The sequence below is a fragment of the Chromobacterium fluminis genome (assembly GCF_011602385.1).
Classification (GTDB): domain Bacteria; phylum Pseudomonadota; class Gammaproteobacteria; order Burkholderiales; family Chromobacteriaceae; genus Chromobacterium; species Chromobacterium fluminis.
The window spans coordinates 1-17,769 of the sequence record NZ_JAAOMA010000015.1 but is presented as its reverse complement, the minus strand read 5'-3'; the positions used below and the strand labels follow the sequence as shown (position 1 = coordinate 17,769).

General features: G+C 64.7%; 18 protein-coding genes. 6 read left to right on the top strand and 12 right to left on the bottom strand.

Annotated elements, in window-relative coordinates; genetic code table 11:
* Positions 1–10: 10 nt before the first annotated feature.
* The 5 genes from HA052_RS12115 to queC form a co-directional block, all read right to left on the bottom strand.
* A complete protein-coding gene (locus HA052_RS12115) occupies positions 11–286 on the bottom strand; it encodes a BufA1 family periplasmic bufferin-type metallophore (RefSeq protein WP_166452120.1) in 276 nt (91 codons plus the stop codon).
* A gap of 163 nt (positions 287–449) precedes the next feature.
* A complete protein-coding gene (locus HA052_RS12110) occupies positions 450–710 on the bottom strand; it encodes a BufA1 family periplasmic bufferin-type metallophore (RefSeq protein WP_166452119.1) in 261 nt (86 codons plus the stop codon).
* A 309-nt stretch (positions 711–1,019) separates the two neighbouring features.
* Positions 1,020–1,655, bottom strand: a complete 636-nt coding sequence (gene queE, locus HA052_RS12105) for a 7-carboxy-7-deazaguanine synthase (protein ID WP_166452118.1) — start codon at positions 1,653–1,655, stop codon at positions 1,020–1,022.
* Positions 1,656–1,840: 185 nt separating this feature from the next.
* The gene (locus HA052_RS28350) at positions 1,841–2,860 is read right to left on the bottom strand and encodes a 6-pyruvoyl trahydropterin synthase family protein (protein ID WP_166452117.1); all 1,020 of its coding nucleotides are present in this window, start codon (positions 2,858–2,860) and stop codon (positions 1,841–1,843) included.
* Between the two features lies 1 nt (position 2,861).
* Positions 2,862–3,560, bottom strand: coding sequence for a 7-cyano-7-deazaguanine synthase QueC (queC, locus tag HA052_RS12095; RefSeq protein ID WP_043590351.1), 699 nt, complete (start codon positions 3,558–3,560; stop codon positions 2,862–2,864).
* Positions 3,561–3,921: 361 nt separating this feature from the next.
* On the opposite strand from queC, the gene HA052_RS12090 reads away from it, so the two are divergent.
* The gene (locus HA052_RS12090; protein ID WP_166452116.1) at positions 3,922–5,034 is read left to right on the top strand and encodes a M35 family metalloendopeptidase; all 1,113 of its coding nucleotides are present in this window, start codon (positions 3,922–3,924) and stop codon (positions 5,032–5,034) included.
* Positions 5,035–5,310: 276 nt separating this feature from the next.
* On the opposite strand, the gene dcuC is transcribed toward HA052_RS12090, so the two are convergent.
* From dcuC to HA052_RS12055, 7 genes are all read right to left on the bottom strand, one after another.
* Positions 5,311–6,660 (bottom strand): anaerobic C4-dicarboxylate transporter DcuC, encoded by a 1,350-nt coding sequence (gene dcuC / locus HA052_RS12085; RefSeq protein ID WP_081545861.1) that lies wholly within the window; start codon positions 6,658–6,660, stop codon positions 5,311–5,313.
* Between the two features lie 178 nt (positions 6,661–6,838).
* Entirely contained in the window at positions 6,839–7,360 is a 522-nt protein-coding gene (locus tag HA052_RS12080) for a DUF5610 domain-containing protein (RefSeq protein WP_166452115.1), read from the bottom strand.
* Positions 7,361–7,513: 153 nt separating this feature from the next.
* A complete protein-coding gene (locus HA052_RS12075; RefSeq protein ID WP_166452114.1) occupies positions 7,514–8,155 on the bottom strand; it encodes a DUF5610 domain-containing protein in 642 nt (213 codons plus the stop codon).
* Between the two features lie 424 nt (positions 8,156–8,579).
* Positions 8,580–9,656 (bottom strand): glycerophosphodiester phosphodiesterase, encoded by a 1,077-nt coding sequence (gene glpQ / locus HA052_RS12070; RefSeq protein ID WP_166452113.1) that lies wholly within the window; start codon positions 9,654–9,656, stop codon positions 8,580–8,582.
* A 278-nt stretch (positions 9,657–9,934) separates the two neighbouring features.
* Positions 9,935–10,951, bottom strand: coding sequence for a Gfo/Idh/MocA family oxidoreductase (locus HA052_RS12065; protein ID WP_166452112.1), 1,017 nt, complete (start codon positions 10,949–10,951; stop codon positions 9,935–9,937).
* Positions 10,952–11,112: 161 nt separating this feature from the next.
* Positions 11,113–12,108, bottom strand: a complete 996-nt coding sequence (gene iolG, locus HA052_RS12060) for an inositol 2-dehydrogenase (protein WP_166452111.1) — start codon at positions 12,106–12,108, stop codon at positions 11,113–11,115.
* Entirely contained in the window at positions 12,101–12,967 is an 867-nt protein-coding gene (locus HA052_RS12055; RefSeq protein ID WP_166452110.1) for a MurR/RpiR family transcriptional regulator, read from the bottom strand. Before HA052_RS12055 ends, iolG begins: the two co-directional genes overlap by 8 nt.
* 205 nt (positions 12,968–13,172) lie before the next feature.
* On the opposite strand from HA052_RS12055, the gene HA052_RS12050 reads away from it, so the two are divergent.
* From HA052_RS12050 to HA052_RS12030, 5 genes are all read left to right on the top strand, one after another.
* Positions 13,173–14,216, top strand: a complete 1,044-nt coding sequence (locus HA052_RS12050) for a sugar ABC transporter substrate-binding protein (protein WP_166452109.1) — start codon at positions 13,173–13,175, stop codon at positions 14,214–14,216.
* A gap of 63 nt (positions 14,217–14,279) precedes the next feature.
* On the top strand, positions 14,280–15,425 hold the full coding sequence (locus HA052_RS12045) for an ABC transporter permease (protein ID WP_166452108.1): 1,146 nt from the start codon (positions 14,280–14,282) through the stop codon (positions 15,423–15,425).
* Between the two features lie 65 nt (positions 15,426–15,490).
* On the top strand, positions 15,491–15,715 hold the full coding sequence (locus HA052_RS12040) for a hypothetical protein (RefSeq protein ID WP_166452107.1): 225 nt from the start codon (positions 15,491–15,493) through the stop codon (positions 15,713–15,715).
* Positions 15,702–16,496, top strand: coding sequence for an ATP-binding cassette domain-containing protein (locus tag HA052_RS12035; RefSeq protein WP_166452106.1), 795 nt, complete (start codon positions 15,702–15,704; stop codon positions 16,494–16,496). Before HA052_RS12040 ends, HA052_RS12035 begins: the two co-directional genes overlap by 14 nt.
* A gap of 14 nt (positions 16,497–16,510) precedes the next feature.
* Positions 16,511–17,769: bifunctional 5-dehydro-2-deoxygluconokinase/5-dehydro-2-deoxyphosphogluconate aldolase (locus HA052_RS12030; RefSeq protein WP_166452105.1), on the top strand; the 1,259-nt coding region annotated here is incomplete at its 3' end.

The window sequence follows — 17,769 nt, the reverse complement described above, 5'->3', positions numbered from 1 at the left end:
GGCGGCGCGATTAGGATTGTTTGGGGGGCGGCGTGGTGCGGCCGCCCAGGCCCTCACATGTGCCCTTGGGCACGTTGTGCCACTCGTTTGGATCGTTGTCGACCTTGGCCTCGCCGGCGCAATAATGGGCGCCGTCGGCGGAAGCGCAGTCGTTCTTGCCGGCCGGGGTGACGCCGTAGCATTTTTCCTTGGGCTGAGGCGCGTCTTCGGCCTGAGCCGAGGCGGCTACGCCCAGCGCGATGACGGCGCCAACGGCGGAGGCAAGCAGTTTGCGAGCGGTGTTCATGTCAGTCTCCTGTGAGGTAGGTGCGGGCCAGCCTTGGAGAGCATTTCAAGGCCGACGTTTGGCAAACCTCGCTGAGACTACATGGATTTGAAATTTGTTCTTTCAGATTTCGTTCAGATTCCGGCCGGAGCGCGACAAAGGCCGCGCTCCGGCCGGATCCGGCTTACTTCTTGGGAGCGGTGCTGCCGCCCATTTTCTCGCAGCTGCCCTTGGCCACGTATTTCCAGTCGCCCGGGTCCTTGTCCATCTTGGCCTGGCCGGCGCAGGAGTGGGCGCCGGTGGCGGACGCGCAGTCGTTCTTGCCGGCTTGGGCGATGCCGTAGCACTTCTCCTTGTCGGCGGCGGCCGCTGGAGCGGAAGCCAGCGCGCCGATGGCGACGACGGCGCTAAGTGCGGAGGCGATCAGGGTTTTGCTGGTACTCATGGTGTTTCTCCTGTTTAACGGCCGGAGGCCGAATCATGATGGGGTGATTATAAACGAGCCAGTCTGCCGGACTCTCGCATTGAGAAAGCTTGCCGGGTCCGGACATTCATTGAGTCGAGGTCGTTTCCGGATTCTTACACTGTAGTCGCGATTTTTTTTATCGTGGCGCCAGATGCGGTCGGCAGTTCTTCCTGGCCATGAGTCGGCGTCGGCGCGGCCTCCTTACAGCGGAGCGCGATATTTTTTGCGGGAGGAACGAAGGGGGCGGGGGAGGCGGATAAGAATTGGGCCCCGAAGGGCCCGGCAAGTTCAGCGGATATTGGTAACTTTATGTGTCTGAACCGACAGCCGCCAGCGCGGGTGCGTCATGCAGTAGGCGATGGCGGCGCGGGTGTTGGCCGCAAGGTTCGGGCCGTCCATGGGCTGCAGATAGAAGGTGTCGAAGTCCAGTTGCTCTACGGTTTCCGGCATCTGCGTCGCCTGCGGGTAGACCAGCTTGAGTTCGTCGCCGCAGCGCAGCAGCAGTTCCGCGCCGGCCTTGGGGCTGACGCAGATCCAGTCCAGCCCCGGCGGCGCGGCCACGGTGCCGTTGGTTTCCACCGCCACTTCGAAGCCGAGCCGGTGCAGTTCGGCGATCAGCTCGGCGTCCAGTTGCAGCAGCGGCTCGCCGCCGGTGCACACCACATAGGGCGCGCCGCCGGCGCCGGCCGGCCATTCCGAGGCGATGCGCTCGGCCAGCGCCGCCGCGCTCTTGAACTTGCCGCCGTCCGGGCCGACGCCGACGAAGTCGGTATCGCAGAATTGGCAGACCGCCTTGGCGCGGTCCTCCTCGCGGCCGGACCATAGATTGCAGCCGGCGAAGCGGCAGAACACCGCGGCGCGGCCGGCCTGCCGGCCCTCGCCCTGCAGCGTGTAGAAGATTTCCTTGACCGTGTAAGTCGTCACAGCGCGTTCTCTAAATGTAATGAAGGGACAGGCTTAGAACGTGTTTACGATCTTGCGAGCTAAGGCGAGACAAGGCGAAAACGAGCGAAAAAGCGGACTGTACACGTGGTACATGAGCACTGAGTTCGGTTTCAACGCCCATTTCTATCCATCCCGCCGACGCGCAGCAGATCGTAAACAGGTTCTTACAGCAGGGGCCAGCGCATATCGTCGCGGAACATCAGCGACACGCCGCGCAGTTCCTGTTCCATCAGATCGATGCGCGCCAGTTCCGGTACCAGCGGCGAGAGATGGGCGTGCACCCATTCCGCCACCGAGACGGTGTCGCCGCCGCGCACGCCGCTGAGCTGGTCCAGCGGATTGTGGTCCAGTTGGCGGTAGAGGGGCTTGAAGCGGTCTTTGACGTCGCCGAAGTCCAGCAGCCAGCCCATGGCCTGGTCCAGTTCGCCGCTGAGCATCAGCCGGACCAGGTAGCTGTGGCCGGTGTAGGCGCCCTTGTCGTCGAAGGGCCTGGCGCTTTCAAAGCGCTGCTCTTTCCAGATGCGGAAGCGCTGGCCGTCGAACTGGCTGCCGGCGCTATGAGTTTCGCGCACCTCCACCCAAGCCAGACCCGGCAGCGTGTCGGCCAGCCGCTGGTGCAGCCACTGCGCCAACACTTCGCTGGTGGGATTGTCCAGGCCGGCGATGTTGTTGAGGTAACGGTGATTGAGTTCGAGGAACAGCGGCCGCCAGGCGGCCTCCAGCCGCGGATGGCCGCAGAGCCTGGCGTCGGCGGCTAGACGCACGCCGAAACCGTGGCCGTGCAGACGGCCGCATTTATGGCCAGCCGGCACATGGGGCAGTTGATGGGCGGCTTCGAACTGAACCTGTATCCAATTGAGGGCGGTGTCGCCGTCCAGGGCCACGCCGCGCTGCGGCGAGCTTTGCAGGCTCAGCGCCGCCGGGCAGGGCAGGGCGGAACGCAGGTGGGCGGCCAGCGCCAGATCGTCGCATTGGGCCAGTTGGCGATTGAGATCAGCGTAGTCCAGCGGCGCGACGGCGGCATCCAAAGCCGCCTGCAGCTGTTCCTGGCCGGGGTATTGGGCATCGGCGCGGGCGATGACGCGGAAGCTGTGGCCGTGCGGGCGCGCGGTGAGGTCGGGCGCGCCGCTCACCTGCCGGGCGGCTTCGAAGCGGGCGCCGGCGATCAGGCTGGAGGTGTGCATCTTAGTCCTCCCGGCGAGTTTGGCAGCGGACGATCAGCGGGTCGGGCACGCCGGCTTCGGCGAAACCCTTGGCGCGCAACTCGCAAGACGCGCAATGGCCGCAAGGCGGCACCTGTCCGTTATAACAGGTGTGACTCCAGGATAATGCGTCCATCGCGCCAACTTGTTGCGCCAAAGCGACGGTTTCCGCCTTGGATAGATACATCAGCGGCGCGTGCAGCTCCACCCGGCTGTCCATGCCCAGCCGCAAGGCCACTTCCAGCGCCTTGAGGGTGTTTTCACGGCAATCGGGATAGCCGGAGTAATCGGTCTGCGCGACGCCGGCGACCAGGTGGCGCGCGCCGCGGGTATAGGCCAGCGCGGCGGCGAAGGTCAGGAAGATCAGATTGCGACCGGGCACGAAGGTGTTGGGCAGCGCGTCGTCGTCGCGGGCGCCGTCTTCCGGCGCAATGTCGGCGTCGGTCAACGCGTTGCCGCCGATGGCGGCGAAGGTGTCGATGGGCAGCACTGTTTGGCGCACGCCAGCGAGCGCGGCGATCTTGCGCGCGCAGTCCAACTCGACGCGATGGCGCTGGCCGTAGTCGAAGGTCACGGCCTCGACATTGCCATGGCCGAAGGTTTGCAAGGCCCAATACAGGCAGGTAGTGGAGTCCTGGCCGCCGGAAAGGACGACCAGAGCCTTTTCAGGTGTCTGATTCATTGTGTTCGCCATTCGATAAACAGTCGAAGCTTGAGATGTGGAGCCGGGCGCGGCGCGGGCCTGCCGACATGTCGCCTGCCTGGATCGGTCTCACCAAGCAGGGCAACCCGCTACTTTAACCTAGAACAGGCTGTTTTATGAAGCGTGCCAAAAATCAGACAGCCGCCGATTCCGTGTCGGCAAGGGCGCTTTTCTTGATTGAAATCATGTCTTCGTCATGTAATTAATGACTTTCGCATTCGAAATATGTTTGCGATCCATTTTAATAAACACGTGATGACAAAGGGGTTGGAAGGGCTGGAAGCCTTGCCGGGCCACAAGCGCGGCGGGACTAGCCGGTGTTTCCACCAGGAGAAGATCAATGAAAAAATTGTTGCCGATTGCCTTGTTCGTGATGGCTTTGGGGAGCGGCCTGGTTCAGGCGCATGATCTGCAAGTGAGCGTGGCCAAGCAGCAGGCCTCGGTGGCGGCGGATCAGGATGTCGAGGTGGTGCTGAATTACCGCAATACCGGCAAAGAAACCTTGCGTATCTACAAGTGGTACGTGCCGGGGCAGGAACTGCAGGAACAGATTTTCGAGGTGAGCCGCGACGGCAAGCCGGTGAGCTATCTGGGGCCGCGCTACAAGCGCGCTGTGCCCACCATCAAGGATACCGTGGCGCTGGCGCCGGGTGCTTCGCTGAGCGTCAAGGTCAAGGTGTCCGACTATTACGATATGTCGAAAAGCGGCCGTTTCGACGTGCGCTTCCAGGCGGCCAGTTCCCGCGTGCTGAACCGCGCCGCGCCGCAGCTTAACGCCAAGATCGCCTCCGGCGCGGACGCCGCCGTCGTGGCCGACGAGGTGCTCAGCTCCAATACCGCCAGCGTGTCGGTGGCCGGCCGCAGCAGCAAGCTGCTGAAGCAGTCGCTGGACGCGCAGCGCGAATGGTCCATCCTCAGCCGCAAGGCGGCCGCTTCCAGCGTCACTTACGCGGCCAATTGCTCGGTGACCCAGCAAAGCCAGACCAACGGCGGCGTCAGCGCGGCCATCAATATGGCCAACGATTCGGTCAGCTATCTGTCCGGCTCTCCGTCCGGCACCCCGCGCTACACCACGTGGTTCGGCAAGTACGCGCTGGCCAACTGGAACACCGCCAAGTCCCATTACGTCAGCATCAAGGACGCGCTGGACTCCAAGCCGATCAGCATCGATTGCGGTTGCACCCAGGCTGGCACTTACGCCTACGTCTATCCGGCGCAGCCGTACAAGATCTATCTGTGCGGCGCCTTCTGGAACGCGCCGACCAGCGGCACCGACTCCAAGGGCGGCACCCTGGTGCATGAGTTGTCCCACTTCACCGTGGTGGCGGGCACCGACGACCACGTTTATGGCCAGGCGGGCGCCAAGAACCTGGCGAAGACCAATCCGACCCAGGCCTTGAACAACGCCGACAACCACGAATACTTCGCAGAGAACACCCCGGCCCAGCAATAAGCTTTACCCCTGCGCAATGAGAAGCGGCCGCCTGAGGGCGGCCGTTTTCTCTTCGCGGGCGCCGGGTTTGGCGGCGCTTCAAACGCCTTATTGCTGAAGCGCAGCAGATCGGAAACGGGTTCTCAGAGCCTGTTCAAAGTCTCGCGAGCTAGGGCGAGACAAGGCGTTGCGGCTAAGGAAGCGGAATGTACATACGGTACATGAGCATTTCGGAGCTGTTTTCAACGCGCTTCTTATATCCATCCTGCCGACGCGCAGCAGACATTGAACGGGTTCTCAGGCCGGCACCAGCGCCAGCGTGCCCAGCACCACAATCACCAGGCCGACGATCACCGGCACCGAGGTGCGCTTGACGATCTCGAACGGGGACACCTGGCCCATGCCGGCGCAGGCCACCACCACACCCGACACCGGCGACACGGTGCGGCCCAGATTGGACGCCTGCAGCATGGGGATGGCGAGGAAGGCGGGGTTGATGCCGGCTTCGGCCGCCAGTTTGGGGATCAGTTCCACGAAGGCGTAGAAGGGCGCGTTGCCGGAGCCGGTGGTCAGCGCGGCCAGCGTGGTGATCGCCACCAGCACCAGCATCAACACCATGGCCCCGGAGCCGAAGGACTGCGCCAGGCCGATCAGCTGATTGATGAAGCCCAGCGCGGATAGGCCGTGGGCGAACACGCCGGCGGCCACGATCAGCATCACCACGCTGCTGAAGGCGTCGCCCATGCCTTTGTAAGCCACTTCCAAGCCAGCGAACACCGGCGCGGCGCGGCGATGGCGCAGGAATTCCACCAGCGCGGCCAGCGCGATGCACAGGATCAATACGGTGACGATGTGCAGTTCCGGCGCCAGCTTGCCGTTGAACACCAGCACGCCGGCGATGGGCGTGAACGGCAGCAGGCAGTACAGCGCCGGCGCGTCGGTGACGATCTCGTGCACGTCCTGGCGCGTCAGCGGCAGGTTTTCCTTGCGGTCCAGGTAGCGCTGCCAGAAGAAGTGGGCGCAGCCTATGCCGGCGATGGCCAGCAGGGAAATGGGCAGCGTGGTCTTGAAGGCGAAGTCGATCAGCGGCATGCCCGAGGCTTGGGCGGCGATCACCACGTCGCCGGAGGTGGGCGACAAGATCAGCGCCGCCGGCGATGCGCAGATGGCCGCGGCCGCGCCGCGGCTGATGCCCATGTTCACCATCAGCGGGAACAAAGTGGCCATCAGCAATACGCCCAGGCCGGTGGCGGAGGACACCGCCAGCGACAGCAGGCAGGCGACGAAGTAAGCCGCCACCATTAGCACGTACGGCGACTTGATGCGGCTGAGCGGCTTGGAAGCCAGCTTGACCACCATGTCGTTGGCGCCGATATGGGTCATATAGCCGGCGAAGCCGCACAGCGCCATCACCATCAGGCCTAGGTCCGCGGCGCGGCTGCTGAGCAGGGATTTCACGAACTCGGCGATGTCGGTGGCGGCGTGACCGGTGGCCGCCACGTTCTTGGGCAGCACCGGCAAGCCTTGCAAGGCGGTAGCGATCAGCAGCGCCAGGCCGCCCAGCATCAGCACGCCGGTGGCGGAGTAGCCTTTGAAGATAGCCCGGCCCACCAGCAGCGTGACTATCGTGCCTATCAGTAATTCCATATCCGGCTCAATGTAAATAACAAAATTATAATTTACTAAAAAATACGGGTGAGCATATTTTTAGATGAATCAAAATTGATATGGGGCAAGAACGCGGCGCGCGGCCGCGCTTAGGGGAGCGCAGGGAGAGAGGGACAGGCTCTTGAGGCGTGTTCCGTGCTAGAGCCGGAATCGTTGCCTAGACCGGCGGTTGGCCGAAATTGATCAGCGCCACCGTCACTTGCTCCTTGGCGGAGACCAGATCGTGGTAAGCGACGTGAAGCATATTCATGCTTTCCAGCACCTGATGGGTTTCATTGAAGCCGCAATCCAGGCTTTGCCGCGCGACGGCCAGGAAGATGAACAGCTGCTGCATCGGCGATTGCTTGGGGTGTTGCTGCCGATAGAGGGCGAACAGCTGGTAGAAGTCGCGGATGATCCGTTCCGCCGCGTAGCCGGGGTTGTGTTCCAGGCCGAGGCCGGTCAGCAGGTCCTTGCCCATTAGCGGCAGGTCCAGCGCGCAACTGAGCGGGTCCATCACCGCGTGGTGGAATAAATCCAGAAATTGCTTGTCGGCGGAGAAACGGCTGTCGGCGTCGGGGCTGGCCGCGGCGGCGGCGGGCTCGCGCTGGCGGCCGTGTTTTCCGCCTTGCTCCTGTTGCGAGAGCTGGTGTCCGGCGGAACGGCCGGCCTGGGTCAGGGTAACGGGCAGGATGGGCATGACGGTCTCCTTGCGAGCGTGCCGCCGGTCTGGCTGGCGGCGTTCGGCCGGAAACGCAGTCTGGATCTGATTCGTTTCCCCGGCCATGCCCTATTTTCGACACGGTCGGGGAAAACTTTATTTTTAATTTAACGCTGCATTCAGTTTTAACCGTCAGCTTGTTGCCGCGGCCGCGTCGCTTTGGGTTTTGGGCTTCATGCTGGCGACGAAGTCGTCGAAGCCCTTGTTGACCAGATCGCGGGTTTTCTTGACCTCGTCGGCGATATTGCCGTTGAACACCTTGAGGCCGTTGAGGACGTCCACGGCCTCGGCATAGCCTTTTTCGAAGCCGCCGCGCACGATGTCGACGAAGTTCTTGGCCTGTTCTTCCTGGCTCAGTTCCGGGTGCTGTTTGGCGTAGGTGCTGAAGAAGCTGAGCGCGCCGGATAGGATGCGCTGGGACGTCCCTTCCGGCGAATTGTCCTCGCTCATCTTCTGCTGCAGGATGTTGGGCGTCTGCTGCGCTCCCTGGGCGCTCTGGCCATCGGACGCGGGCTGGGCACCCGCGCCGCCGTTCAGCTGATCGGCCAGGATCTGGTTGATGCTGTCGATGGCGGTGCGGTAGAGCAGGGACAGCGATTTGCCGTCGGCGTTGGTGGAAACGTCCAGATTGGCCACCAGTTGCGCGTTCAATTGATTGCGCGCGGTGGCGGAGCTGCTGACGTTCTGGCTGGCGCTGCTGCTGGTCTGGCTCTGCTGGACGCTGGCGCTGAGCTGACTGCCGACGGACGGGGTGTTCACGGAATTGACGGACATAGTGCGCTCCTAAGCGGAAAGGGCGGTTGTGATCGACGGCCGGAAGCGGCGCGACGCCTTCATGCCCAAGGCGCTGTTGGTGTTGGTCGACCTGGTCTGAACCTGCTGTGTTGTTGGGGGCTTGCGCAGCGGGCGCAAGGAAACCGAGGGCTGCCTTACCTCAGTATGGCCATATTTTCGGCCGGGCCCGCGGAAACTTGAGGCTTATTTCGGTGAGCGTGCGCAATCGGCAGGCTGAGGCCGGGCTGGCGTTGGGCCGGCCTGGCTCTGCCTTTGAAAGCCGGCGGCCGCCGGCTTCGGAACGCGGGCTTAGGGCCGCTAACAAAACCGCGCAGCGTACCTGAGCCAAGGCGCGCCGACGCAGGCAGTACAAGTGGTACGACAAGGAGGCGCAACGCAGGATCAGGGGTTTTGTTAGCGGCTCTTAGCGGTGCTGCTTCTGACGGCGCAGGAAATCCACCGCCAGGTCCGGGAAGTCGCTGAAGGCGCCGTCCACCTGGGCGCGGTTGTACACCGCGTCCAGCAACTGGTTCATATTCTTGGCGTAGGCCGGCAGCGCGTCCTTGCGCAGGGTGTAAGGGTGGATCGCCAGGCCGTTGGCGTGCGCGGCGCGGCCCATGCCGGTGAGCTTGATCTTGCCCAGCGTCGAGGTCTTGTCTATCAGCATCGGGTATTGCGGGCCGATGCCGTCGGCGTACTTGGCGATTTCCTTCATGCCTTCCGGACGGAACATCCAGTCGTAGTTGTAGTTCACCCACTGGCCGGCGGCGTTCTGCTCGAAGGTTTCCTGCCAGTCGGTGTAAGCGATCAGCTGCACCAGCTTGAGGTCCATGCCGGCCTTGGGCATCAACTGGGTCTTGATGCGCTTGAGTTCATTGAAGTCGAAGCATTGCAGATAGACCTTGTCGTTCTTGCCGGTGTAGCCGTAGCGCTTGAGCACTTCCAGCGCCTTCACCGTGATGTCCTTGCCTTCCTGGCGGTGGAACCACGGCGCCTTGATCTCCGGGTACAAGCCGATGTCTCGGCCGGTGGAGTGGTTCAGGCCCTGGATGAATTCGATTTCCTCTTCAAAAGTGTGGATGCGGAAATCGGACTTGCCCATGGGGAAGCGGCCGGGGTAGCTCTGACGCTTGACGCCCTTGTCGATGTCGAAGCCTTCGGTGAAGCGCAGCGATTTGATCTCGGCCAGGGTGAAGTCGATCGCGTAATAGCGTCCGTCCTTGCGCGCGCGTTCGGGGAAGCGCTCGGCCACGTCGGTGACGCGGTCCAGGTAATGGTCGTGCAGCACGATCAGCCTGTCGTCCTTGGTCATCACCAGGTCCTGCTCCAGATAGTCCGCGCCCTGGGCGTAGGCCAGCGCTTTGGACGGCAGCGTGTGTTCCGGCAGGTAACCGCTGGCGCCGCGGTGGGCGATGACGATCTTGTCGGCTGCCTGGACGGACGCGGCCAGGCCGATGGCCAGCGCGACGGTGGCGAGCAGGGGTTTGCAAGCGAATGACATGGGTTCTCCTCTATATAAGTTCGCAAGGGGCGTTGGCGCGACGCCATGATCGGATGCGCGGATGTCGGCGTGATGAAATCCGGCAAGTCCATCGGCATCGCCATGGTTTTGTTTTTGCTGAAAGGAGTAGGACGATAGGGTATCGCCGCGCCGGCGGCAAGCTCCCCGGCGCGGTAGTTTTGAAGATGTTCACATGCTTGAGGGGGACAGCGGGACTAGCGGCTCTCTCACCATGCCCCATTCATCCCGCCGACGTGTGCTAGATCGTAAACAGGTTCTTACAACTCGACCGCCTGCCGGGTCCTCAAGGCCTCGGTAATGGCCAGGCCGATGCGGGTGGCTTCACGGGCGTCGGCCAGGCTCAAGGCCAGCGGCAGATCCAGGCGCGCGGCGTCGACGAAATGCTGCAGCTCCAGCGCGAAGGCTTCGGCGAAGCGCTGATAGAAATCCGTCACGCATTCATTGCGCACGCCGTGGCGGTCGCTGATCTCCACCCGGTTGGCGCGCGGGTTGGCGCCCACGCTCAGCCGGCCCTGGGTGGCGAAGATCTCGGTCAGCGTTTCATGGCCGTGCGCCTGAGTGCGCGAGGCGTAGAAGCAGGCCAGCTTGCCGTCCTCGAACTCGCACATGGCCACGCCGTTGTCCACGTCGCCGTATTGCGCCAGCGCGCCGTGCACCGCGTTGACGCCGCTGGCCCATACCCGCAACGGGCGCGGCGAGCCCAGCAGCCAGCGCGCCAGGTCGATGTCGTGGATGCTGCAATCCATGAAGATGCCGCCGCTGCTGGCCGCGAACTGCACGAAGAAGCCGCTGTCGTCGTTGAGGTCGCAAGTCTGCGAGCGCACCAGATAGGGCTGACCCACCAGGCCTTGCGCCAATTTGGCGGCGGCGTCCTGATAGCTGGGGTCGAAACGGCGCACGAAACCCACCATGGCTTTGAGTTCCGGGCGGCGGGCGGCGGCGCGCTCCACCCGCAGGCAATCGTCCAGGTTCAGCGCCAGCGGCTTTTCGCAGAACACGTGTTTGCCGGCGTCCAGGCAGGCGATGATCTGCTCGGCGTGCAGCGCGGTGGGGGTGGCCAGCAAGACCGCGTCCAGCCCCGGTTCGGCCAGCAGGCCCTCCAGCGCGGCGTGGCCGGCGGCGTCGGGCAGTTCCCGGCGCGCCCAGTCCAGTTCTTCCGGTAGCGGCGAGCAGACGGCGATCACGCGCGCGCCGACGATGCGCTCGCGCAGATTGAGCGCGTGGCGGCGGCCCAGCCGGCCCAGGCCGGCGACGCCGAGGTTTAATGTAGACATGACAAGCCTCCCTGTTGAGCTAGAACCTGTTCACGATCTGCTGCGCTGCGGCGATACCGCGTTGAAAACCGCTTCGAAATGCTGATGTACCATTTGTACATTCCGCTTTCTCAGCCGCAACGCCTTGTCTCGCTCTTGCTCGCGAGATTGTGAACAGGCTCTTAGACCTGATCCAATTCGACGACCTGACCCGAGCGCCAGGAGCGGGTGGCGGCGTCGGCCAGCTCCAGCGCGCGCACGCCGTCTTCCACCGTGGTGCGCGGCGCGGCGCCGTCGCGCATCACCTCCAGGAAGTGGGCCATCTCGGCGGCGTAGGCCTGGCGGTAGCGCTCCAGGAAGAAGGGCTCGGGCAGGTCGGCGGCCACGGCGCGCTCGCCGTAGGCGATCACCTCGGTGGGCCGGTGGTTGCCGGCCTGCAGCATGCCGCGGCTGCCCAGCACTTCGAAGCGCTGGTCGTAGCCGTAGGCGGCGCGGCGGCTGGTGTTGATCTGGCACAGCCGGCCCTGGCGGGTGCGCAGCGTCACCGCCGTACTGTCGGCGTCGCCGGCGGCGGCGATGGCTGGGTCGCTCAGCGCGCTGGCGCTGGCGTGCACGCTGAGGACTTCGTCGTCCAGAATCCAGCGGCAGATGTCGAAGTCGTGGATCAGCATGTCCTTGAAGATGCCGCCGGAGCGGCGGATATAGTCCAGCGGCGGCGCGCCGGGGTCGCGGCTGGTGACGATGAGCATTTCCGGCGCGCCGATCTCGCCGGCGGCCAGCCTGGCCTTGAGCGCGGCGAAGGTGGGGTCGTAGCGGCGCTGGAAGCCGATCAGGCAGGGCACGCCGGCCGCGGCCACCGCCTGGGCGCACTGGCGTGCGCGCTCCAGCTCCAGGTCCACCGGTTTTTCGCAGAAGATGGCCTTGCCGCGCGCGGCGGCGGCCAGGATCAGTTCGGCGTGGGTGTCGGTGCTGGCGGCGATGACCACGGCGCGCACTGCCGGATCGTCCAGCGCCTGTTCCGCGGAGCAGGCCTCGGCGCCGTGGACGGCGGCCAGTTCCCGCGCCGCCGGCGCATGGCTGTCCACCACGTACTTGAGCCGCATGCCCGGCAGGCGGGCGAGGTTGGCGGCGTGGATCTTGCCGATGCGGCCGGCCCCGAACAGCGCTGTGTCAATCATCGTATCCTCCAGTCTCCTTGGTTTCTTCTATGTTCAGCTCCAGCCGGCAGGCCAGTGCGATGAACAGCGCCTGGCACAGACAGATGGTGCTGGTCAGCGAACGGAAGGCGAAGGCGGAGCCTTCCCGGACCGTCAATACCGCGTCGGCCCCGCGCGCCAGCGGGCTGAGCTGGCTGTCGGTGATCACCAACAGCTTGGCCTTATGCTGCGCCGCCACTCGCGCGCAATAGCGGCTTTCCTTGCCGTAGGGCTGGAAGCTGATGGCGATCAGCACGTCTTTTTCTCCAATGCTGCGGATTTGCTGCGGAAACATGCCGCCCAGGCCGGACAGCAAATGCACTTTTTTGGCGGTGTGCTGCAAGGCGTAGGCGATGTAGGAGGCGATGGGAAACATGCGCCGCACCCCGGCCACATAGATGTTGTCGGCGTTCAACAGCAGCTCCACCGCCGCTTCCAGCTGCGCATCGTCCAGCGAGGCGTCCAGCTCTTGCAGGCCTTGCTGGCAGGCGGCGATGAAGTCGCGGGTCATGCCGCCGGCGGAGCGCTGCTCGTCGCGGTTGGCGATCAGGCTCTGGATGCGCTGCCGGTAATTGGGTTGCGGCGCGCCCTGTGGCGTAAATGCGTCACGGAACACGGCCTGCATATCGGAAAAGCCGGCAAAGCCGAAGCGCTGAGCGAAGCGGACGATGGCGGAGGGCTGCACCTCGCAAGCCTGGGCGATGTCGGTAATGCGCTGCAGCATCAGCGTGCCCCGGTGCTGCTCCACGTAAGCGGCAATCACTTTCAGCTGCTTGCTCAGCGTGTCGTATTCGGCGGCAATGCGCTGCATCAATTCCTCCGCGGGGGCGGTATTGGCCATGAGCGGGCTTTCCTAAGGTTTTGGCCAGTATACGTTTTGTCCTTGTGTTCGAAAATATTTTTCTATTGAAAATCAATTTTGGAAAATTATTTGCAGAGTAGAGCGAAAGCTCATAAGGTGATTTCACGCCCGCCGCCAGACAGCGGCCGCGGCCGACACCATAGCGGGCCCCACGATGGGCCGGCGGAGAATAAGGAGGAGAGAGATGCAGCAGCGACTCTGGAAGAGTAAGTGGAAGCGGGCGCTGCCCGCGGCGGCGCTGGCGTTCTGCGCGCTGGCCCAGCCGGCCTTGGCGGCCGACGCCCGTTTCGTGCTGGTCAGCCACGCGCCGGATTCCGACGCCTGGTGGAACACCATCAAGAACGCCATCAAGCAGGCCGGCGAGGATTTCAACGTGCAGGTGGATTACCGCAATCCGCCCAACGGCGACCTGGCCGATATGGCGCGGCTGATCGAGCAGGCGGCGGCGCGGCGCTACGACGGCGTGATCGCCAGCATTGCCGATTACGATGTGCTGAAGCGGCCGCTGGGCCAGGTGGTGGCCAAGAAGATCCCGCTGATCACCATCAATTCCGGCACCGTCAAGCAAAGCGAAAGCCTGGGCGCGGCCCTGCACGTCGGCCAGCCGGAATACGACGCCGGCTTCGATTCCGGCAAGCAGGCCAAGGCCGCCGGCATCAAGACCTTTCTCTGCGTCAACCACTACGCCACCAACCCGGCCTCCTTCGAGCGTTGCAAGGGCTTCGCCGACGCCATCGGCGCCGATGTGCGCAAATCCACGCTGGACGCCGGCGACGACCCCACCGGCATCGAAAGCAAGGTCAGCGCCTATCTGCGCAACAACCCCGGCACCCAGGCGCTGCTGACGCTGGGGCCGACCTCGGCCAGCCCGGCGATCAAGGCGGTGAAGAAGATGGGCCTGGCCGGCAAGCTCTACTTCGCCACCTTCGACCTGTCCGAGGACATCTCCAAGGCGATCAAGGACGGCACCATCAAGTTCGCCATCGACCAGCAGCCCTATCTGCAGGGCTATATCCCGGTAGCGGCCTTGGCCATCATGAAGCGCGACAAGACCACGGATCCGGCCAAGGTGGAAGCCGCGCTCAAGGCCAGTCCCAAGTTCCAGGCCAGGCTGAAGGAGTACGGGCTGGCGCCCCTCTACAAGGGCCGTCACATCAACTCCGGCCCCGGCTTCGTCACCAAGGACAATATCGCCAAGGTGGAGAAGTACGCCGGGCAGTACCGCTAGCCGCCGTTTTCCGATGGATCTGACGCCCGGCGCCGCGACGGCTCCGAGGCGAGGAGCATAGCAATGAGCATGAGCAAGGCCAGCCCGGGCAAGGCCGCGGGCATCCGTATGGCGCCGCCCGGCGACGATGAAAGAGTGCGGCGGCTGTCGCTGTTCGACCGGCTGATGGGCCGGCCGGAGTTCGCCGCCGTCGCCGGCGCGGCGCTGGTGTTCGCGGTGTTCGGCGTCGGCGCAGGCGGTTCCGGCATGTTCGCGGTGGACGGCATCGTCAACTGGTCGCAGGTGGCGGCCTATCTCGGCATCATCGCCATCGGCGCCTGCCTGCTGATGATAGCCGGCGAGTTCGATCTGAGCCTGGGCTCGATGATAGGCTTCGCCGGCATGATGGTGGCGATTCCGCCGCTGTACTTCGGCTGGCCGTTCTGGCTGGCCGTCCTGTTCGCCTTCGCCGGCTCGCTGGCGGTGGGCTGGCTCAACGGCTATCTGGTGCTCAAGACCCGGCTGCCGTCCTTCATCGTCACCCTGGCTTTTCTGTTCATTCTGCGCGGCCTGACGCTGGCGCTGTCCATCCTGTTCGCCAACCGCACCATCGTCAGCGGCGTCGGCGACCTGGCGGCGGCGGACCCGCTGGCGCAATGGCTGTTCGTCGGCCACGTCGGCGCCGGCCTGTTCCACTGGCTGGCCGGCATCGGCGCCATCGCTTCCCTGCCGGACGGCGGCGCGGCGGCGGCCGGCGTGCCCAAGGTGCTGCTGTGGTGGCTGGCGCTGGCGGCGATCGCGGCCTTCGTGCTGGCGCGCACCCGGATCGGCAACTGGATCTTCGCCGCCGGCGGCGACGCCAACGCCGCCAAGAACGTGGGGGTGCCGGTCAAGCAGGTGAAGATAGGCCTGTTCATGTTCACCGCCTTTTGCGCCTGCCTGTTCGCGGTGCTGCAAGTGTGCGACGTCGGTTCCGCCGCCGCTGACCGCGGCCTGCAAAAGGAGTTCGAGGCCATCATCGCCGCGGTGATAGGCGGCTGTCTGCTCACCGGCGGCTACGGCTCGGTGGTGGGCGCCTGCGTCGGCGCGCTGATCTTCGGCGTGGTGCAGATCGGCATCACCTACACCAATATCAACTCGGATTGGTTCCGCGTCTTCCTCGGCCTGATGCTGCTGATGGCGGTGTTGTTCAATCACTATGTCCGACGCCGCGTGACGGAGGCCAAATGAGAGCCGGCCCTCGATCCGCTGCGCGTCGTGGAGCGTTACACGGTGAGTACGTCTTCGAAATGCTCATGTACCAACCGTACATTCCGCTTTCTCAGCCGTTTTCGCCTTGTCTCGCTTTAGCTCGCCAGATCGTGAGCCGGCTCTGGGTCACGACCGGCAAAATCCCTGCGGCCGCGTTGCGCCTCCTTGCCGTACTCAATGTACTGTCCGCGTCGGCGCGCCTTGCCGCGGCCGCTGCGCTGAACAATCCTGGCCGCGGGCCGCAAGGAGTCGAAGATGAAACCGTGTGACGACTACATCCTGGAGCTGGACCAGGTCAGCAAGACCTTCGGCTCGGTGATCGCCTTGCAGAAGGTGGATCTGCAACTGCGCCGCGGCGAGGTGCATTGCCTGCTGGGCGACAACGGCGCCGGCAAGTCCACGCTGATCAAGACCCTGGCCGGGGTGCACCGGCCCAGCGGCGGCGAATACCGGGTGGACGGACAGCCGGTGCGCTTCGAATCGCCGCGCCAGGCGCTGGACCAGGGCATCGCCACTGTTTACCAGGACTTGGCTCTGGTGCCACTGATGTCGGTGGCGCGCAACTTCTTCCTGGGGCGGGAGCCGATGAAGAAATGGCTGGGCCTGCTGCCGGTGCTGGACTTGGAGCTGGCCGGCGAAGTGGCGCGCGACAAGCTGGCGGAAATGGGCATCCACATTCGCGATCCGCACCAGGCGATAGGCACCCTGTCCGGCGGCGAAAAGCAATGCCTGGCCATCGCCCGCGCCATTCACTTCGGCGCGCGGGTGCTGATCCTGGACGAGCCCACCGCCGCGCTGGGCGTCAAGCAGAGCGTCAATGTGCTCAAGCTGATTTCCAAGGCGCGGGAGAAGGGCATCTCGGTGATCTTCATCACCCACAACGTCAACCACGCCTATCCGATAGGCGACCGCTTCACCCTGCTCAATCGCGGCCGCTCGCTGGGTACTTACGCCAAGGACTCGGTCAGCAAGGAGGAAGTGCTGGACATGATGGCCGGCGGCGCGGAAATGCAGAAACTGATGGCCGAGCTGGACGGCGTCCACATCTGAAAGGTAGATCTAGCATGCAAAACACCACCCGTTTCGCCAGCGGCCGAGACCGCGACCTGGTCTGCCTGGGCCGGCTGGCGGTGGACCTGTACGCGCAGCAACTGGGCGCGCCGCTGGAAGACGCGGCCAGCTTCGCCAAGTACCTGGGCGGCTCCTCCGCCAACATCGCCTTCGGCGCGGCCCGGCTAGGTTTGAAATCGGCGATGCTGTCCCGCGTCGGCGATGAACAGATGGGGCGCTTCCTGCTCAAGACCCTGCGCGCCGAAGGCTGCGACGTCAGCCAGGTGAAGGTGGACCCGGAGCGGCTGACCGGCCTGACCCTGCTGGGCATCAAGGACCGGGATACCTTTCCTTTACTGTTCTACCGCGAAAACTGCGCCGATATGGCGATCTGCGCCGACGATATCGACGAGGGCTTCATCGCCGGCAGCCGGGCCTTGCTGATCACCGGCACCCATCTGTCCCGGCCCGGAGTGGAGGCGGCCAGCCGCCGAGCGCTGCAATACGCGCGCCGCCACGACGCGCGCACGGTGTTGGACATCGACTACCGGCCGGTGCTGTGGGGCCTGGCCGGCCGAGGCGACGGCGAAACCCGCTACATCGCCAGCGCCGAGGTTAGCGCCCATTTGCAGAGCCTGCTCTCCGAGTTCGACCTGATCGTCGGCACCGAGGAGGAGTTCCTGATCGCCGGCGGCGAGGCCGAGCTAATGCCGGCCTTGGCCCGAGTGCGCGCGTTGAGCCGGGCGGTGCTGGTGGTCAAGCTGGGGCCGCTGGGCTGCGCGGTGATTCCCGACGCGGTGCCGGCGCGCATCGAGGACGCCTTCAGCGTGGCCGGCGCGCCAGTGGAGGTGATGAATGTGTTGGGTGCCGGCGACGCCTTCCTGGCCGGCTTCCTGTCCGCCTGGCTGCGCGGCGGCGACTACGCCGAATGCTGCCGCCGCGCCAACGCCTGCGGCGCGCTGGTGGTGTCGCGCCACGGCTGCGCGCCGGCGATGCCGACCCCGGCCGAGCTGGAGCGCTTTCTCGCCGCGCCGATGCGGCGGCCTGGCGAGGACGCGGCCTTGAGCCGGCTGCATCGGGTCAGCGCGGCGCGGCCGCGCTGGGACGAATTGTGCGTGTTCGCCTTCGACCACCGCAGCCAGTTCTTCGAACTGGCGCGCGCGGCGGGCGCGGACGAGGCGCGGCTGCCGCGTTTGAAACAGCTGCTGGTGCAAGCGGTGGCCGGCGTAGAGCAGCGCTTGGGCCTGCGCGGGCGGGTGGGGGTGCTGATAGA